The 18597-nt window shown below is 40.5% G+C and carries 9 protein-coding genes; 3 read left to right on the forward strand and 6 right to left on the reverse strand.

The window, feature by feature from the left end:
- Positions 1-834: 834 nt before the first annotated feature.
- From PZE06_RS19100 to PZE06_RS19115, 4 genes are all read right to left on the reverse strand, one after another.
- Positions 835-4335 (reverse strand): S8 family serine peptidase, encoded by a 3501-nt coding sequence (locus PZE06_RS19100; RefSeq protein WP_150948733.1) that lies wholly within the window; start codon positions 4333-4335, stop codon positions 835-837.
- A 622-nt stretch (positions 4336-4957) separates the two neighbouring features.
- Positions 4958-9178 carry an endonuclease gene (locus PZE06_RS19105; RefSeq protein ID WP_150948735.1) on the reverse strand — a complete coding sequence of 1407 codons (4221 nt, stop codon included), beginning with the start codon at positions 9176-9178 and terminating at the stop codon, positions 4958-4960.
- Between the two features lie 23 nt (positions 9179-9201).
- Positions 9202-9732, reverse strand: coding sequence for a hypothetical protein (locus PZE06_RS19110; protein ID WP_150948737.1), 531 nt, complete (start codon positions 9730-9732; stop codon positions 9202-9204).
- A 144-nt stretch (positions 9733-9876) separates the two neighbouring features.
- A complete protein-coding gene (locus PZE06_RS19115) occupies positions 9877-10407 on the reverse strand; it encodes an S-layer homology domain-containing protein (protein ID WP_191963260.1) in 531 nt (176 codons plus the stop codon).
- A gap of 312 nt (positions 10408-10719) precedes the next feature.
- Here PZE06_RS19115 and tagU point away from each other — a divergent pair, with 312 nt between their 5' ends.
- The 3 genes from tagU (at position 10720) to PZE06_RS19130 (ending at position 13168) form a co-directional block, all read left to right on the forward strand.
- Positions 10720-11676, forward strand: coding sequence for a polyisoprenyl-teichoic acid--peptidoglycan teichoic acid transferase TagU (gene tagU / locus PZE06_RS19120; protein WP_150948742.1), 957 nt, complete (start codon positions 10720-10722; stop codon positions 11674-11676).
- Positions 11677-12020: 344 nt separating this feature from the next.
- A complete protein-coding gene (locus PZE06_RS19125; RefSeq protein WP_150948745.1) occupies positions 12021-12323 on the forward strand; it encodes a hypothetical protein in 303 nt (100 codons plus the stop codon).
- Between the two features lie 407 nt (positions 12324-12730).
- Positions 12731-13168 (forward strand): competence protein ComK, encoded by a 438-nt coding sequence (locus PZE06_RS19130; protein ID WP_191963261.1) that lies wholly within the window; start codon positions 12731-12733, stop codon positions 13166-13168.
- A 654-nt stretch (positions 13169-13822) separates the two neighbouring features.
- Here the strand turns inward: PZE06_RS19130 and PZE06_RS19135 are convergent.
- Both PZE06_RS19135 and PZE06_RS19140 read right to left on the reverse strand, forming a co-directional pair.
- Positions 13823-16687: an S-layer homology domain-containing protein gene (locus tag PZE06_RS19135; protein WP_150948751.1), complete on the reverse strand. Its 2865-nt coding sequence runs from the start codon at positions 16685-16687 to the stop codon at positions 13823-13825.
- A 458-nt stretch (positions 16688-17145) separates the two neighbouring features.
- Positions 17146-18537, reverse strand: a complete 1392-nt coding sequence (locus PZE06_RS19140; RefSeq protein ID WP_150948754.1) for an O-antigen ligase family protein — start codon at positions 18535-18537, stop codon at positions 17146-17148.
- Positions 18538-18597: the final 60 nt, after the last annotated feature.

Raw genomic sequence — 18597 nt, forward strand, 5'->3', positions numbered from 1 at the left:
TAACTGCGATTTATGTCCAATACGTCTTCCATTCGACCGCAAACTCGGGAGATTGACTTGATTTATGTCCAATACAGCTCTCATTCGACCGCAAACTCGGGAGATTAACTTCGATTCATGTCCAATATGACTTCTATTTGACCGCAAACTCGGGAGATTGACTTGATTTATGTCCAATACGTCTTCCATTTGACCGCAAACTCGGGAAATTAACTGCGATTTATGTCCAATACGTCTTCCATTCGACCGCAAGCTCAGGAGATTAACTGCGATTTATGTCCAATACGTCTTCCATTCGACCGCAAACTCGGGAGATTGACTTGATTTATGTCCAATACAGCTCTCATTCGACCGCAAACTCGGGAGATTAACTTCGATTCATGTCCAATACGGCTTCCATTTGACCGCAAACTCGGGAGATTGACTTCATTTATGTCCAATATGACTTCGATTTGACCGCAAGCTCGGGAGATTGACTTGATTTATGTCCAATATGACTTCTATTCGACCGCAAGCTCGGGAGATTGACTTGATTTATGTCCAATACGACTTCCATTCGACCGCAAACTCGGGAGATTGACTGCGATTTATGTCTAATACGACTTCCATTTGACCGCAAGCTCGGGAGATTGACTGCGATTTATGTCCAATACAGCTCTCATTCGACCGCAAGCTCGAAGGAATGAATTGTTTCGTGCCTAATCCCTAAAGTTTGTTAGCCAGCCAAGCATCCAAAAAAACCCTTGCAATCTTTAAAAACGGATTCTTGGGGCACGTAATAAGAAAAAGCCAATAAATGGTCAAATGGATGACAATTTATTGGCTTTGTTTGACTTATTTTAAAACGAGTCGATATGGTTCTGTGCTAGCGGAGCCCATCACATCTTCGACTTTGATGTAGTAAGTTCCTTTTTTCAGGTTTAGCGGTAGGACTTCATCGTCGCCTTTGCCGTAATGATCAGCACTTGCGACCGCTTTGCCACTTGCATTGTAGACCGTGACTTTGCCATCTAAATCTGATGGTAATTCTAAAGTAAGGGTGAGCTTAGTATTTTTGCTTGCCACAAACTTGTAGTAATCGACGTCCCCTTTGTTAGAGGTCATGTTCATATATCCGGTTGCGTAATAGCGATTTGGTGCCGGACGCTTAAGTGATAACGGCTTCGATGGGATGTTGTTCTTAACTACTGAACCGCTATCCTCATCCTTTTGATTTGCCTCGGTCACTTTTAGCACGTATGGAGTTAATGAAGAATTGTTTCCATCATAATCGTACGTAACAATGATGTAACCAGCATTCTTTTTCGCACGGAAGCTTCCACGCTCTTCTTCATTATAAAGAGTGTTATCAATTAAAGTGATTCTGCCCTCTTCATCTGGATCGAGCTTGCCGTTTCCATTCGTATCTTCCACAATCGCTAATACAGGGTCGATTTCTGATTTTTGTGCATCTGGTGCATTTTTATACTTAGCTGGGATTGCACCTGGTGTTACGCTAACCCCATAAATGCCCTCTTTCCCTGGTTTGAAGTAATAAATGTCCGTGTCACCAACAAGTGAATAATTTGCCGTGATTCCTTTTGTTGTAATCTTTGTTGCATTCTCAAACGAATCGTTTGCTTCAAATGCATCTGCAACATTTTTAATTTTTGACTTAATCGTGAAGCGATATGGATTGAATACAGGACGGTACATTGGGTCTACAGCCACAAAGTAGTATGTTTCTCCTTCCTGTAAACCTACAGTGAATTTATCTTTATACGTTACCGGACCTTCAAATGGCATCGACATATTTGTATAGAGATAAGTCAAATCTTTCGCATCTGGATCATATTTATAAACTTCCATCCCTACAGGACTGTAGCTGGACGAATTGTTCATAGACAATTCAAAAATAGAGCTTTCCTCTGGAGTGAAGGCAAACCAATCTTGGTCACCACTCATTTGAAGAGAGCCTGTAACTGTTTCATTTTCCTCAAAAGGAATCGCTAAATCCATAATCATTTGCAGCTCTTCATTTACTTCATCATCTACTGCATCTTCTGTATCGAATGCATCTATTGCTTTTTCTCCAGATAAAGCTTTTGAGCGTAACTCAGCTTTTTTCTGTTGATACCCTTCAAAATCATCTTCAAATAAATAATCTTCCGGATATCCCATATCAAATGGAAGACCATCTTCATCTTCTGTTGCTTCCTTATAATCGATGGAAATTCCATAAGGTTTTAAAGAAGAAAAGCTTCTTTCCTTATCGATTACCGGTTCAGCACCAAGAAGGAAGAAGAAATCAGAGAAATATGATCGGTTTGTAATTTCAGCGACAAACTTTTGTCCTGGATAAGCAGTAAATGTCAAGGACTCACCTTGGCCAAATCCTCGATCTGACACCATATCCATTTCATATTGGAATTCCTCACCATCCATTTCTTCAATCGCATGAAGTATAATCGTTGAGTCAATTCCAGGTACGCCAGATAGATCAATTTTCACTAACTGCGGACCAGCTTCTTCACTTCCAGGGATCGTGAATTGGAAAAAGTCAGAATCGCCATTTTCCTCTACTTCTTCATCCAGTTCTTTTTCATCTACAAAGTAGTATTTAAGTCCACTCTTATGCGGAAGACTATCAATGACTACTGGATTATCGAAAGTGTTTGTATCCTCTGGTAATTGCTCACTCTTTTCCAATTGTAGCTTATACGTGTATTGACCATCTTCCAGATACTTTCCGAAGCTATCCTTTACAGCTACAACGAGCGTGCCGTTATCAGGAGCTTTGAATAACGTCCCTTCTGTTGCTCCCTCAATAGCATCGTTGATTTCTTTCACTTTGGCAGGCTTTGTTTGCCCTTCTTTGAAGAACAGAAGCTCGAACTTAAGATCAAATTTCTTTGCCCCTTCAAGGCTAATTTGAACATATTCATCTTTTTTAACCTTTGTTTTATACAAATCTTCTTGATTTAACTTTGTAATTTTCCCTGAGAGTTCTTTCTCTTCAAACTCACCAAGTTCTTTTGCTTTAGAAAGTTTTTCACTTTCTTTCACAGCAGGATTTGCTGGAATTTTCTTTGGATCAAATGATAGCATCTTCTCCAAATCTACCATTCCATAACCATACTTTAAATCATAGCCTTTATCTCCAAGATCTTTAGCCGTCTTCGTTAAAATATAGTTTACTTGATATGGTGTTAGATTAGGATGTTTCGATAATAAAAGTGATACCGCACCTGCCACAACAGGTGATGCCATAGATGTTCCACTCATCTCAACAAATGAAGCGCCTTTATCTGGATCAAATACAGGTGCATAAACCATATGTCCTGGAGCGACAACATCAACTGATGGCCCATATGTAGAGAAAAATGCGAGCTTATTGCTTGAATCAGTTGCGCCAACGCTTATGACACCATCAAACGATGCTGGATAATTTTGAATGCTCTCTCCATCATTCCCTGCAGCTGCAACGATCACAATACCACTGTCGATCGCTTTTTGAACAGCGTCTTGTAGAATCGGTGATGGCATATAAGTACCTAAACTCATGTTGACAACTTTAACCTTTTGGCGAATGGCTTCTAAAATCCCTTCGGCAATAACATAGTCTGTTACAAACATTGAACGATTGAATACATCGATGGAGACGATATCACTATTCGGCGCAATTCCGTAGCCTCCCACTCCATTGTTCTTTTCCGCGCCAATAATCCCAGCAACATGGGTGCCGTGAGTATCTGCCAACCCTTTTTTCATTGGGTCCATTGCATTTTTATTGGCAACAATCTGATTTTTCAATTCAGGATGGTTAGCGTAAACTCCTGTATCAATAACCCCAACCTTTACCTTGTTTTTGCCGGCCATCGATTGTGCTTTGGCCACATTTAAATTTTTCAAATGGTACATCGATGAAGCCTTTGGATCAACGGTTCCTAAACGCTTTGCGTATGCACTTCTTGAGACAGATGTAACGTTCGGCAGTTTCGCATATGCCTTCGCAACCGCCTCTAGCGTATTTTTCCCCTGAATCTCGATGACATCATAACCCAAGCTCGAGAACCTTTTCACTTGCTTACCGCCAGCTTTGCGATGATCACTAGCAGAAAGAGGAGTTGTGTACTTAATGACGAGCTGGTTGTCCGCATACTTTTGCTCTTCACCTTTTGTCACATTGCTGGCTTTGACTTCGTCTTGTTTAAGACCTAGGCGCTCAAGCTGTTCATAGGTTCGTTCACCAACTCCCTTTTCAGCAGCGAGAGAAATTCCCGGCAGGAATGAACTTATGACTAACGAAGCCGCTAGTCCAACTGCCAGTCCTTTCCCTTTGATAGATTTCTTCATTTTCTAGCCTCCTTGAATGTAATAGATACGAGAGTCCAGAAACAAAAAATGGTTCCGGAATGACGCATACATATAATTATACGTTATTTTACTGTTAATAGTTTCATAAATTTACCTATATTTACTATTATTTTATTTTTTGGTTAAATAGTTTCATTGTTTATCGCTAAAATACTAGTATTTAATTTGGTTTGCATGAGCGTTTCGTGCGAGATTGCGCTGATTCTCGCAATGATTAGGCGTGCTTGGCCCAGAATTGCACTGATTTTCTTGAGGATTGCGCCGATTGACACGGGATTACGCTGGTTTAACGCTCTATTGCGCGCTTGACTCCAGATTACGCTGATTCTCGCGATGATTGCGCGTGTTTGGCATCGAATTGCGTCTGTATAATAAATAATTGTGCCGTCACCAATTAAGAGTACGTTGGGCGGCTGACACGACATTGCTCAGAAACAAGCTCATGGGGCTTAGGATGATTTCACACGCAATTTCGTGTACCCACCCCGACAACATCCACTTTAACAATACTGACGCCCTGACTTTGCCAAGATTCATTCCGCCTACAAGAAGGAATAGTAAAAAAAACAACACAGGCTCCATGCCTGTGCTTTCTGGACTATTATATTTCACCCCATATGTCTTCTGCCCACTCCGGGTAATCGATGAAGGGATTGCGATTGTGTTGCCATTTTTCATAAATGACATCATTGCGGTTGCGTTCATAGTCATCGACCGGGTCCTGTTCGTGCCATTGCAGGAGGACGGACAATTTCCCGTGGTAAGGCGTTGAGCCATTGTTTAATGAATCATTCAGTTCTAAATCTACCCGATCATCGCTTTCGTAGCGGACGGCCATGTAGAAGAGCATTCGTGCGACATCGCCTTTGACGCGATCAGGGGGTTCCCATGATTGCGATGTGCGTAAGCAGTCGTCGCAGTTTTTTACGGGGCTGCCGCCATAGTCAAAATCTAAATTTCCTCTTGCGCTGTTGACTTGGACATCTGTCGGGCGCAAATGATGAATGTCGGTTCCCGGTCCCATGCTTGTCCCAAAATTTCCGTGCGATTGTGCCCAAACATGCTCCCTATTCCATTGCCCGACATTTCCGCCATTGCTCGATTTTGCACGGGAAATGCCCGAATAGAAGAGGATAACATGCTCCGGGTTGTTCGGGTCTTCATCGGTTTCCTTTAACGCTTCCCAAACCGTACTGTAAGGGAGCATCGTATGATCGTTAATAATATTGTGAAGCGTGCTTTTCAGTTCAGCACCTGTTTTACCAAAGGCTGCTTGATAGTAGGCAGCTTCCGGTAAAGAAGGAGAGCTAATAAGCTCTCCTTTCGAATCTGTGAACTTAATCGCTTCTGGAGTAGCACCATTTTTGTATTGAATGTGATCGATAATCTGCTCGGCACCGCGTATTTCTTTCACATTCGTTCCGTCAATCATGACCTGCTTTACCTCGCTGCCGTTAAAATCGAGAATGGCATTTGGCTCAGCTGGCTGAACGATAATCGTTGTTTCTTTCAAGCTTGCACCTTTTAACTCAGCGTATTGACTGTGTAGATAGATCGCCTCTTTGATTTCTGATGAAGCAGCTAATGTTAGGGCGACACGTTCTGATGAAATCGTTAATTTATTTGTTTTAAATGCCACCAGATGGTACGTTTTTTCTGCCTCAACCATGTCGCCGGCGAGATCCACTTGAATCATAACCGGATCATGATCACTGGCTCGTCCTGCCATATCCGTAAAATCCGCATTGATATGAAGAATATCGACTTCTGTTTTTGCAGCAAGATGATTTGAGACGAGAATATGGTCCAATACTTGTGAGTTCCCCTGATAGACATATGTGTATCGCTCAGCAGCAGGAACCTGATTAATCATGTTCGTCATTAAATCACCTTCATGAATCTTCAACGACTTGGAAAATGGATAATCATTGAAGTCACCAAGTGAAATGACATTCGCTTGCGGGTCTTTCTCCTTTATGTCGTGGACAAAATTGTAGACTATTTCGGCAATCTGCTGCCTTTGCACCTCGCTTTTATATTCAGGCGGCTGAATGGCACCAAATAACGGCGTGTCACCTGATTTTGAATTCCAATGGTTGGCGATGACGATCACATCTTCACCGTTAAAACGGAATTGGGCTGCAAGCGGCTTTCTGCTACTGTTAAAGGCCGGATTCGTCGGATCAATTCGCCCTGGGTTAAGCGTTAATTTGCCATTTTCAAAGCCGACAGCCGTTGTTGCATCTCCGTGAGGAATGCCATCAACGAGTGAAACTCGTTCAGGATTATACAGGAATCCGACACGGATATTAGCATCTGGTGCGCCCCCATCTTGGTTATTGATCGGGTTAATATTGACGTAATCGTACTCGACACCACCTGCCTTTTTAATCTCAGCGATCAACCGTTGATAACTCTCGGAGGCATCCGAATCACCAGCCAAGGTTCCGTTGTTATCTTGAACTTCTGTGACCCCGACAATATCGGGATTTTTCATATCGGCAACAAATGCCCGCGCTAATCTCTGTGCTTTATCATTAGAGGTTTGGCTTATGTTGTTGGAAAAATTCTCGAGATTATAAGAAGCCACGGTTAGTTTCCTCGGATCTTTCACAATCGATGTTGTTTCCGGCTCTGTTTCTCCTCTTTCAAAAGCATCTTCCATTTCAGCCAATGAAGTGTAAATTTTGTAATTTTGATAAGAGTATCCGACGACACCTGTAATCGGACCATTGAAGCGATCACCTGTCGCTACTTCAAAATTGCGGGCAGGTCCGTTCGGCTCAAGGCGGAAATGGATGCGATGGGCGTTTTGATCATCTTCCTCGTATAATACACCGCCATGAATCGTATCTGTTGGAGCACTTTCTAATACGGTGACCAAATCGCCATGCTCCTGCGGGGCGACCGCTTTGACGTTGCCGACTTGGACCCTCATCGCCTCAAGACTTTCCCAAAAATCGATCGCATCTACATCTGGGTTAAAGACTTGTAAATGATCACTATCAATATGTTCCGTCGGTAAATTGCTTTCATCGATTAAAATCGGCTTAGGCAACGGAACATTTTTTTCAATGACGTCTACATTTCCGCCACGATCATCACGAACATTGATTTGCGTCATCTTTAAATCTGTTTCCTGACGATCATTATAACCATCAATGGCATACTCACTGACCGTTCCCGTAACTGAGACTAAATCCCCGACTTCAATCGGCCATTCCTTATTGCCACTGTATAGAACGATGGCCTCAGATGTGGCAGGATCGTCGTCCATTTGGTCATCTGGTGTTTGAATATGATAATAGTTGGAGCCATTTAAAAAGAATGAATACGTGACTACTCCTTCAATTCTTTCCACTGTTTGTCGATCATACTCACTTACATGTCCCGCTCCTTGAATGTCATGTATTCTCAGGGCATCTGTTATGTTGTATTGAAAGGTCTGCACCTCTCCCCATTGCCCATCAACGGTTTTGATAACGGCTTTAAGAGTCGTATCTTCCTGTATGTCTAGTGGAGAAGTGTACTCTATGCCATTTTCAATCGGATTGCTGCCATCCAATGTATAAAAAATGGTCGCATCCTTCGTACTTGTCGTCAATGCAACGGTTGTGCCGTTCACAAATGTTCCGCTGCCCGGTGAAGCAACTACTGGCTGGATGACCGAGCTATCCTCTACAATATCGGCGATGGAGCGCGGAAGAATTTGATAGTTTTGATTATATTGCTGGACAATTCCAGTAATCGATTCATATGTGTTGCCTTTCATTAAGCCCAAATGATTGTTTTCATCACGAACAAGAAATTCGCCCGTTCCATCTGTTGCCGTAAAATTAGCCCAAGCACTGCCGTCATCAACCTCTGTTAACTGGACATTTTTTACGACAACAAGCTGTGATTCTAAGTCTTCGTTCAATTCATTCCCTTCCACCTCAAGTGGTGCAGGAGTTCCAACATTCTCGATCTTGTTAACGATGACAGCGGAATCGAGCTGCAATAATCCACGATAGTCACCCAATTTCCCTGTTACCGTCATTTCATCACCGACCGCAGCGTTCAAGCTCGTCGGTCTGACAGCGATTCCACCTGTCTCGTCCTGAATCGAAATCGTATTCTTCAGCTTTGCCGTAACAACACCCTTAACCGTTACAGTAGAGCCTAATGAACGTTGACGTGCATCTGCAATCGAAAGAATCGCAGGCTGTTCAGGTTCTTCATCCGGATCTTCCGCCCCAAATGTGTGACGACCAAGATTAGAAACGTCATCTTGAGGAAGAGAAAGCCACTCAACACTCGGGTCAAAAGGGTCATCAATGATTTTATCGCCAGTTGTGATATTCGGTTTTCTGACAAGGGTGACATCCTTCATATAATCGTCTGATCTCCCAACTTGTCCGATGGAATCGACCACTTCACCACTTTTTCGAAGGACAACTGGATCATTGCCATTAAAATTTATAACACTTGAATGCTCGAGGTCACTTACAGCTTTAATTTCTTGATCTGCAGACGAATGGGATATAACATACGTTGCTCCATTCTCTAGTGTCCCTGATAAAGCAAGCCTGTTTCCGGCTGTTGCAGCACCATTTGCATAAAGCTCCAACGTATAATCACTTAAATCAACCGCCGTGCCTGTCCCATTAAATAATTCTATCGCTTTATTAAAGCTTGACCCCTCAATATACTCCGAAATCAGCAAATCATCTGCCACGACTGCTGCGGTTGCGGCGGAGGAATGAACCGGTATGATGAGACTGACCGTGATAACGAAGGACAAAAACAAGTTAAGAGGCTTCTTCCATTTCCTTTTGTTCATTTCTCAATCTCCCTCATTTTTTATTAAAAAATGGTTTCTCCGGCAACTGTTACATTTGTCAATTCAAAATTGACCTTAGTGCTGAGCTTTGATAAATCGAGATCCCCTTCAACGGTTATATTTGTCAAAGCAAGGTTCGGCGCCGCTGTCCCGCTTAGAGTAAGATTCCCTTTTACGACCGAATGGCTGAGCGAAGCTATATTCGCTAGATTGACGGTGACATCGCCGTTATAAATTTTCGGGCTACCAGCCGTTCCGGAAAAATCGTTACCGGTATAGCTCCCGCCAGGTCGCTCTCCACCTGGATTGCCCGGGTTGCCTGGGATTCCAGGATTACCCGGATTGGTTGGCGTATCTGTCATTGGTGGTGTTGTGAAAGACAGATCACCCTTTACTGGGAGCAGACCAAAGACGATTAGTTTATAGGTTCCCCCCGGTTTCTGAAGGGATGTCGTTAATTCAACTGTTGTTTCTTCGCGATTGGCGCTTATGCGAGCCTCTTTTACGTCAAGACCGCCAGTAAATTGAAAAAGGGATGGGCGCGCGATCGTCAATTTACCCTTTATTTTTACATGTACGGTAGTGCCGTTGATTGATTTTAATTCAAGCGGCTGAGCTTTCGAATATTGATTAGCAATGAAGGACTTATAGGCAAGAATAGAGAAATCTCCACGTTTAATCGGAGCATTTGTGCCAAATTAATGATTTGAAATTCCATTTGTAATTCGATTCGCTAGGAGCGCTGAAACTGCGGATTTGTATCGCGGCGAAACATCGGTGAATGGAGCACTTTCTTCGCCGGTTAACTGAAATCCTTTTTGCAGCCAAAGCGCCAGCTCTCCACGGGTGATGGAATTCGCCGAACCAAAGCTTGTCTTCGTTTTCCCAGACGTAATTCCCTCTGCCTTCAAGGCATTAACAGCCCCTTCCGCTCTTTTCGGAACATCGGTGAACCCTGAAGCTGGCGCTTTCTCACTATCAAGCTTAAGCATGTTGGCGATTAATACAGCTGCATCGACTCTCTTAATTTCCTCATTCACACCAAATGTACGCTCAGTCAGTCCTTGTGCGCCATTTTCAGTTAAGAAGCTGACCGCTTCGGCGTACTTGGCAGAGACATCGGTGAATGATTGTGCAGATGCCGATTGAACACTTGTAATGAGGAAACCTACTGCAAGAGCAGAAGCAATGAGAAATCTACTACTCCGGCTTTTCACATACTTTTTCAAATTCGTTAAACCTCCTTTTCTCCTCGTCGAATTTTTCTTCCATGACGTTTGTACAAGATCCATTGCTTATTCTAGCAAATGAACGATGATTCAACCACGATAATTCGAACTATTAATAATATTTTAAATATATTTACTTCGGTGTAAAAATTTCTCATCAAATCTTTACTTGCGCTGATCGTATCTATCTATTCACAAGTGTGAAATCGCCTACTTTTGTGCATTCTAATGAAAAGGTATATGAGTTTTTCTATATTATTTTCATGAAATTTGATATAGTTCAATTATACTAACCCGTGGAGGAATTCGTTTATGGAAGGGCGCTCAGCGAAGGTAAAAAAGAAGAGGAAAAAATGGGTAAAGATCATCGGAGTTTTCTCCCTTTTACTTCTAGTTGCGGTGGGAGCATATGGCTATTCTGTGTATAAAGCTTTGACAGACACGGTCGATACGATGCACGAACCTATCGAGCGAGAAGTGTCTGAGAAGAGAGTCGAGGATCTTACTCTAAAGGATAAGGAGCCCTTCTCGGTTTTAATGCTAGGAGTCGATGAAAGAGAAGGGGATCGGGGGCGCTCCGATACAATGATTGTGTTAACCGTAAATCCTACGTTGCAATCAGTCAAAATGTTGAGCATTCCCCGCGACACGCGCACAGAAATTATCGGGCGTGGAACGGAGGATAAAATAAACCATGCTTACGCCTTTGACGGAGTGAAAATGTCGATGGACACGGTTGAAAACTTTTTAGACATCCCGATCGATTTCTATTTGCAAGTAAATATGGAGGGCTTTGAAGACATCGTCGATGCCGTCGGCGGAGTCACGGTTGATAATGATTTGGATTTTACAATTGAGGGCGTCCACTTCCCGAAAAGGGAAATCACCTTGGACGGAGAAAAAGCATTGTTGTATACGCGGATGAGATACGAAGATCCGAGAGGTGATTTCGGGCGCCAATTAAGACAGCGGCAAATCATCGAAGCGGTCATTAAAGAAGGGGCTAGCTTATCCTCCTTGACCAATTATAAAAATATTTTCAATGCACTTGGGGAAAATATCCGCACGAATCTTACCTTTAACGAAATGATCGATATTCAAAAGAATTATAAGGATGCAGCGAAGGAAATGGAGCAGCTGACGATTACCGGTGAAGGAACACGCATCCATTCGATTTATTACCTCATTGTTTCTGATGAAGAGAAAGAAACGATTCAGAAAGCGCTGAAAGAGCATTTAGAAATCGTTGAAAGCAAAAAGAATCCATAATTGACATGTGGCAAAGTGGATGCAAACGTTCCCTGTTTTCAGTGCTTCACTGCTCCGAAGGCTTTTTACCTTAAGAGTTGGCAACACGCTGAAGCTTGCAGAGTAAGTAAGTAAGCTTCTTTGCTATGCGTGCCTTCACTGATCGGAAATGGCTTGAGCCGTCATGTTCATAGTGTGCCCCCCTTTTACAAATCGTGTTTGAACAAAGGAAATTCACCAGTTAGCCCCTATAGGTAAAAGAAGTTTGATATACTTAAATCGTCCATTCGTCATCATTCATTATTCATTCATCCATTTCGCTAGTTATGGACACATTTAGATCGTAAGAGGAGGTTATGTGCGCAATGAAAGTTTCAACCATTTTAAAATGGGTTACAGGAGGGCTTGAAGCATTTTTGGGGATTCCGATTATCGGTGGTTCGATTGTCCTTGCATACCTGTGGACACCTTTAATGCTAATGGGGATATTGCATATTATTACGTTAGTTTTTTCTTTGCGAGATAATGAGAGTAAGCATGGGAGTATTCTTGGCATCGTCACATCTGTGATTGCATGGATTCCGTTTGTAGGAATGGTCATGCATATTATTACTGCCATTTTGCTCATGGTTGATGCAGCTAAAGCGAATAAAGCTGAGGCTCTCTAATCCATGTTCACTTTATAATAAGCTCGAAAATCGTTAGCGCTTGATTATCTTGTGATGACTGTGAGATGTGTTGCTAAAAAACAACCTTTTTGGTTCTTGCTCTCTTTATGTGAGAAGCCATCTCCTTTCTTGAAGACAAACAAAAGAAGACGGTCTCTATGTTTAAGTTCTATAGAGTTCGTCTTCTTTATATTTTTGAAAAATTTACTAATTTTGTCACATTTTTACTGATTCATTAGCTGATTTATCTTCCAAATAATAGTATTTTTGTATTGAGGTATTTAGACCCATTTTCACTAATTTAGAAGAAAAGGAGCTATTGTATAGGCTAATTGTCATACCTTATTAAAAGTGACGATAACCAATAAAGTGCGGATGGGCTAAAAAATTAAAGGAGGATGAAACCATTGTACTTAAAAGAAAGTTATCGAATATCGCCAAAAATGATCTGTATTTCTAGCATTTTTGATCGACACGGGAACCACTATTCCTTAGTCAGAGAAGAAGATCGTCTGTTTGTTGTCACTCTTCCCCCGCTGAATGTCATTGATTACAGTATTCGCTGCAATGGCTATAACTTAAAAAGCGCCCTTGATACCGCTAAATGGCTCCTTGGTAAAAACCACCTTTGCCCAATTGTCGTTGACCCGATTGAACAAATTATCCTTTTCCCAACAAGATCGCGATTTCATGAAGATAATATATGGTTCAACCCTGATCATATTAAACGAACATTCTTTTTACGAGCACGTACATTGATTTTGTTCATGAATGACTTTATCATTCTCGATTCCAGGGCAACAATCTTCTTTCAACCACAAGCTGACGACAGCCGACCAATATAAACGATTAACCGTTGGCCCTGATCGCTACCCGATCACCCAATACTTAGTGAAAAAACAAAAACTATTATTAAAGCTGAAAAAGGAAATGAATAAGGCAGAGAAAAAATGAAGGATAACGATTTTTATGTAGCCTACATATGGAATAAGTTATGTACATGATGATCAATGTAGTTAGTGTTTTTTACTGAACATGATCACTTTTACATTTGTGATTGGAGACCTTGCTCAGTGAGGTCTTCAATTGTTATTTTTAGAAGGTTGAAGTATGCGGATATTTTATATAATTTAGTAGGTTCATGGTGGTTGACTTTTTTAGTCATTATTAGCACTGCATTGCCAGTCATAAAGAAGAAAAAGTCACTGTGCCTTTCACCATGTTTCATATTTTGAAGAAGAACCAAATGACCATACTTCATAAAAATACAGTTTTGATCGCCATCGTCTTAATTATCATAAAGGGCCTATTTCATCTTTCTTTAAGTAACAGACAAGTTTTATGTAACTCGTTAATTTAATAATTTTCCCTACACATTAAACGGTGAGATAACCCCCACAAATATTAGAGAGAACCCATAAAGAAAGACCCTATAGTGAAAACTCTATAGGGTCTTTCTTATATAATTGAATCTGCCTAAATAATTATTTACAACGATATTATTTAGATACAGATACGTTTAGTTGTACTGGTGTAGAAAGTAGATTATGAGCAGCCTTTTGAGCAGCTGTAGCACTGTCAAAAGTTACACCCTCAACAGCATCAATTGCTTCATCTACATAGATACCTTTAATTACTAGAGTGAATGTTGTAGCTTTTCCATCTTTAGGTTCTACTACTCCATTTACAATAGTTGAATTATCATTCACATTTGCAACATCATAATCCACTAAGAATTTATCAGAAGCAAAGCCTGTATCCTTATAACCTTTAAGTGCTTCAACAATAGCATTGTTAAATGTATTAGCATCGAAGTCAGCTAGAGCTCCACCATATACATTTACACCAGTAGCTAGTGTTTTTCCATCCGTACCTGTAATAGATACTAATGGTTTATTGTATAGGTAACCAGCGTTTTTAGCAGTCTTGCGAACGCCAATAATTTCTTCAGTTGTTAAATCATCTGTAATTAATTGATCAGCATCAGCTGTACCAAAGATAATATCTTCAATATTGATTTGATTAGTATTCGATGCTAATTTGATAGAAACCGGACTTGTAGAGACAGTTGCTTTATTTGGTACAACAGCAGTGTTTTTGTAAGTAATTGGCAACACTTTCTTTACTCCATCTGCAGTCACTTCAACGTTTACAGTGTTACTTGCACGTAAGTATGTTAATGCATCATCTACTTCTTTAAATGCAATTTTACTATTTGTAACTGATACAAACTTATCGTCTTTATCTTTCTCTGCAATTGTAGCATCAGTAGTAGTTAAAGTTAATTTTTCAACGCGATTACCTTTTGAATCTAATGCGTACACTGGTGTTGAAGTGAAATCAATTTCATTTGCTGCCTTAGAAATTTCATAGTTTGCATCAATTTCAGTTGGAGCAACTACGTCTATTGATGAAGTTATCGCATCTGAATCGACATCAACAACATTTACAGTAATTGTTTTTGTTACAGTTGGCTTAGCATCTGATGCTTTTGCAAAATAACTAACAGTTACTTTAGCGTTACTTACTGGTGTATTATCTATAGCATTGATAAAGAATTCTACATTATCTGCACCAATAATATCTACTTCGTTATTTCCAGGCACTAATTTTGTACCGTCTGCTTTTGTCAATTCAATTCCTTCTGTACTTGAAGAGACAGTAACCTTTCCATTCACAAAATCAATAGGTTTGTCATATTGGTCTAAAGAAGTAATTATGACCTTTTGACTGTTTACACCCTCTTCTAATGTACCTTTTCGGCTTTCATCTGAAAGTTTTACAGTTGTTGCATTTACAGAAATTGACTTCTGTACTGGAGTAGCCGCAACTGTAATTGGGAATGTCTTACGAGATCCGTCTTTCATAGTTACTGTTACTGTTGTTGTTCCTGGAGACAATGGGTTAACTTTAACCACACCTGTAATTCCATCATCATCTAAAACTGCAGTTGCAACAATTGGATTAGAAGATACTACACGAGTAGCTCCAGTGAAATTAAGATGTTCAGTATCTGGATCTCCGTTTGTTTCACCAAATGCAGCTAATTCGAATGGGCCAGTTCCTTCTACAACAGAAGTAGTTGGTTTTGCAAAAGTTTTGAAAGCAACTGTATTAGCCATTGTATCATTTAAATTAGTAAGATCTGCTTCTAATGAGTAACCAGCGCTAGTAACCGTCGTTACTGCTTCTTTAACAGTTACCTTGAATGTATTAGATAATACAGAACCATCTGGTAATGTAGTTTCAACTACTACATCAGTAGTTCCAGCTAATTTTGTATTGTTAGCTGTAATTTTAACTTCAGAAGGTTCAGAAGGAGTGTTATTAGGGTTTACACTTACTAAATTAGTATTATAAGACTCCACCTTCACTCTTGCGTCTTTAACATCTTTTCCTGCTTCATCTTTAACAGTTATACCAACAGTTTGACCTTGTTCAAGAGTTGTAGCTTCAAGTGCAACTGTTACACCTTCAGCAACTTCCCAAGTGAATGTACCTTTAGTTTCAGGATATTCTTTTCCTTCTGTATCTTTCACACCAAACACACTTACTGTGTATTCTTGGTTACGAGTAAATTCTGAACTTACAGTAATTACTGCAGACTTACGGTCTGTAGAAAGTTCAACAGCAGAAACTGTTAATCCACCATTTATTTCAAAGTTAGAAAAATCAACATTTGCAGGTAAAGCACCTTTAAACGTTACTCTTGCTTGCTTTGAGTTAATCGCACTTACACCAACAACTTCTGGAGCTACTGGAGTTACATCTAATGTTTGATGTGCTCTATGTAAGAAAATCGCATAGTCTCCACGCTTAGCGTTGTCAGCAGTTCCGAATTGTGTTTCACTCTTACCTTGAGTGATTTTGTTCGCTACTAAAGCAGCAACTGCTTCAGTGTAACGAGAACCTACATCAGTGAATTTTAATTCTGCTTTTCCTTCTAATCCGAATCCTTTTTGAATCCAGATAGCAAGTTCACCGCGAGTGATTAAATCGTTAGCACCGAATTTAGTGTCTGATTTACCGTTTGTAATACCAGCAGCTTTAAGTGCGTTAACAGCACCTTGAGCACGAGCAGGTACATCAGTGAAACCAGCAGCTGGAGCTTTTTCAGTGTCTAGCTCAAGTACGTTAGCAAGCAATACAGCAGCGTCAACACGCTTGATGTTTTCGCTAACGCCGAATCTTGTTTCAGTTAAACCTTTTGCTCCTTTAGAAACTACGAAATCTACTGCTTCTTTGTAATTGTCTGAAACATCAGTAAATCCCGCAGCAGCAGCTGGAGCAACAGCAGATGCAACTAAAGTTGCAGTAGCAGCAGTTGCTACAAACTTACGGTAAGACTTTGGTTGGTAAGCCATGTAATATTTCCTCCTTGTTTTGCAAAAAAATTATTTTATCAATGATTGCTCATTGACGGGCAACACTAGTTAAGTCAAAATCCCTATTCTACTAAACTATACGGTAAGAATAAGAAAAAAAAAGTATATTTTAGCAGAAATGGAATGTTTAACATGCTTTCATTCTACCAAAATTCTACTATTTTTCAACTGTTTTTTACAAGTTTCACAGTCTGTAAATATTACCAGTATAAAAGTCTAATAGGAAAGAAGACTGAAATAGTGCCATGTACCCAATATATAGGTTGCACTACTATATTATACATATATGTATTAAAAAATGGAAGTTTTTTTATTAAAAAGTTAATCTAGGAAATAAATTATCTATATTTTCCTCAAGTTTCAAAATATAACACTAAAGTAAATATGCCTCAGATTGCTTCGGATCAATAAAATAAGCACCCAAATGGGTGCTTATTTTAAAAATGTATCCGCTCTTGCTCCTGTTTGTTTTTATGCAGGAAGGCTAACATTAAGCCGGCGGTTAACCAGAAAGTAACGTTCAGCTGCGGTATAAAGATTAAGTTGTTCGACAGGTTTTGTACCATGTAACAGACGCTTCCGACAAATAATCCGATTGCCAGCACTTTCCCTAACAGGTTCTGTTTAAAATACAGCTTGATTAGGGTCAGGAAGTACATGATATATATAAGAAGAAAAGCGGCTAAGCCGATAAAGCCGGTTTCTGCTCCCACTTTCAGATAGGAGTTGTGAACAGAGTAGCTGTCATGACCAATGTATAGCTCTGGATACTTCTCTACATATTCCTTATAGTTGGCGGTGTAATTCCCCATTCCGACGCCGAGAACCGGGTTATCTCTAAGCATAAACCAACCTGTTTTCCATAAGGTTGTTCTCGAGACAACGGCTCTGCTTGTCGTCGCATCCTCGACTTCTTCCTCTTCTTCCATTAGTTCACCATCATCACCTTCTAGGTCTTCCGGATCTCCTTTGGCAATGTTGAGGGAGACGCCGCTAGGCAATAATTTCTCGATTGCATATAAGGCCGAGTTCGCCCGCGACTGGAAGTCTGGTAAAAAGAACACGACGGTGATTAAAATGACAAAAGAAATTAAAATATGGGGCTTGATCACATTTTTTAAGAAGTGCTTTGGAATTAACAAAACCATTAAGATAAAGGCGCAGGCCATTGTGACCCAGGCAGCGCGTGTATACGTTAAGATGACGTTGACAACATAGATGCCATAGACGGCAAAAATGAGCAATTGGACAGTGCGATTCTTGAAATAGACAACAGAAAGCAAAATTAATGTTGGAATAATATAATTTAAGAACGCAGAATAATAATTGGGATTAACAAGGGTTGAATCGACTCTTCCCTTTGCCTCTTGCAATGCGTAAAGCCCTGCTGTATTAAGGGAGATGCCGAAGATGTATTGAATAATCCCAAATGCGCCAATGATGACAACAGCGGCACCAAATGCCAGACCAAAGCCTAAATATTGCTTCTTCGTAAAATCAACCTTCGCGACAATTAGAAATAGAACGACGTAGGATAAGTAGCGAGCTATTTCCATAACGGATGATTTTAAATCGACCGCATGTATGACGGAGATGGCCGAGATGATGAAAAACAATGCAAAGGCTAACGCTAGAGGCAACACCTTGAAATCATTTAAGCGAATTTTCCCCTTTAGAAATTCGTAAATGGCAGCTAGTGTTACGAGTGGAATTAAAATAATCTCAATTGAAAGTGGGATGGGGCCCACATACGTTTTAAAATAAACAATCGGTATTAAAAATAAACTAAGTACTACTAAATAGTAAGTAATCGTGTTTTTATTCTCCATTCTGTTACTCCCTTATTCAAAATCACGCATTTCCTTGTATAGCTTACATGAATTTATGCG

The sequence above is a fragment of the Robertmurraya sp. DFI.2.37 genome, assembly GCF_029211245.1.
Classification (GTDB): Bacteria; Bacillota; Bacilli; order Bacillales; family Cytobacillaceae; genus Robertmurraya; species Robertmurraya methanolica_A.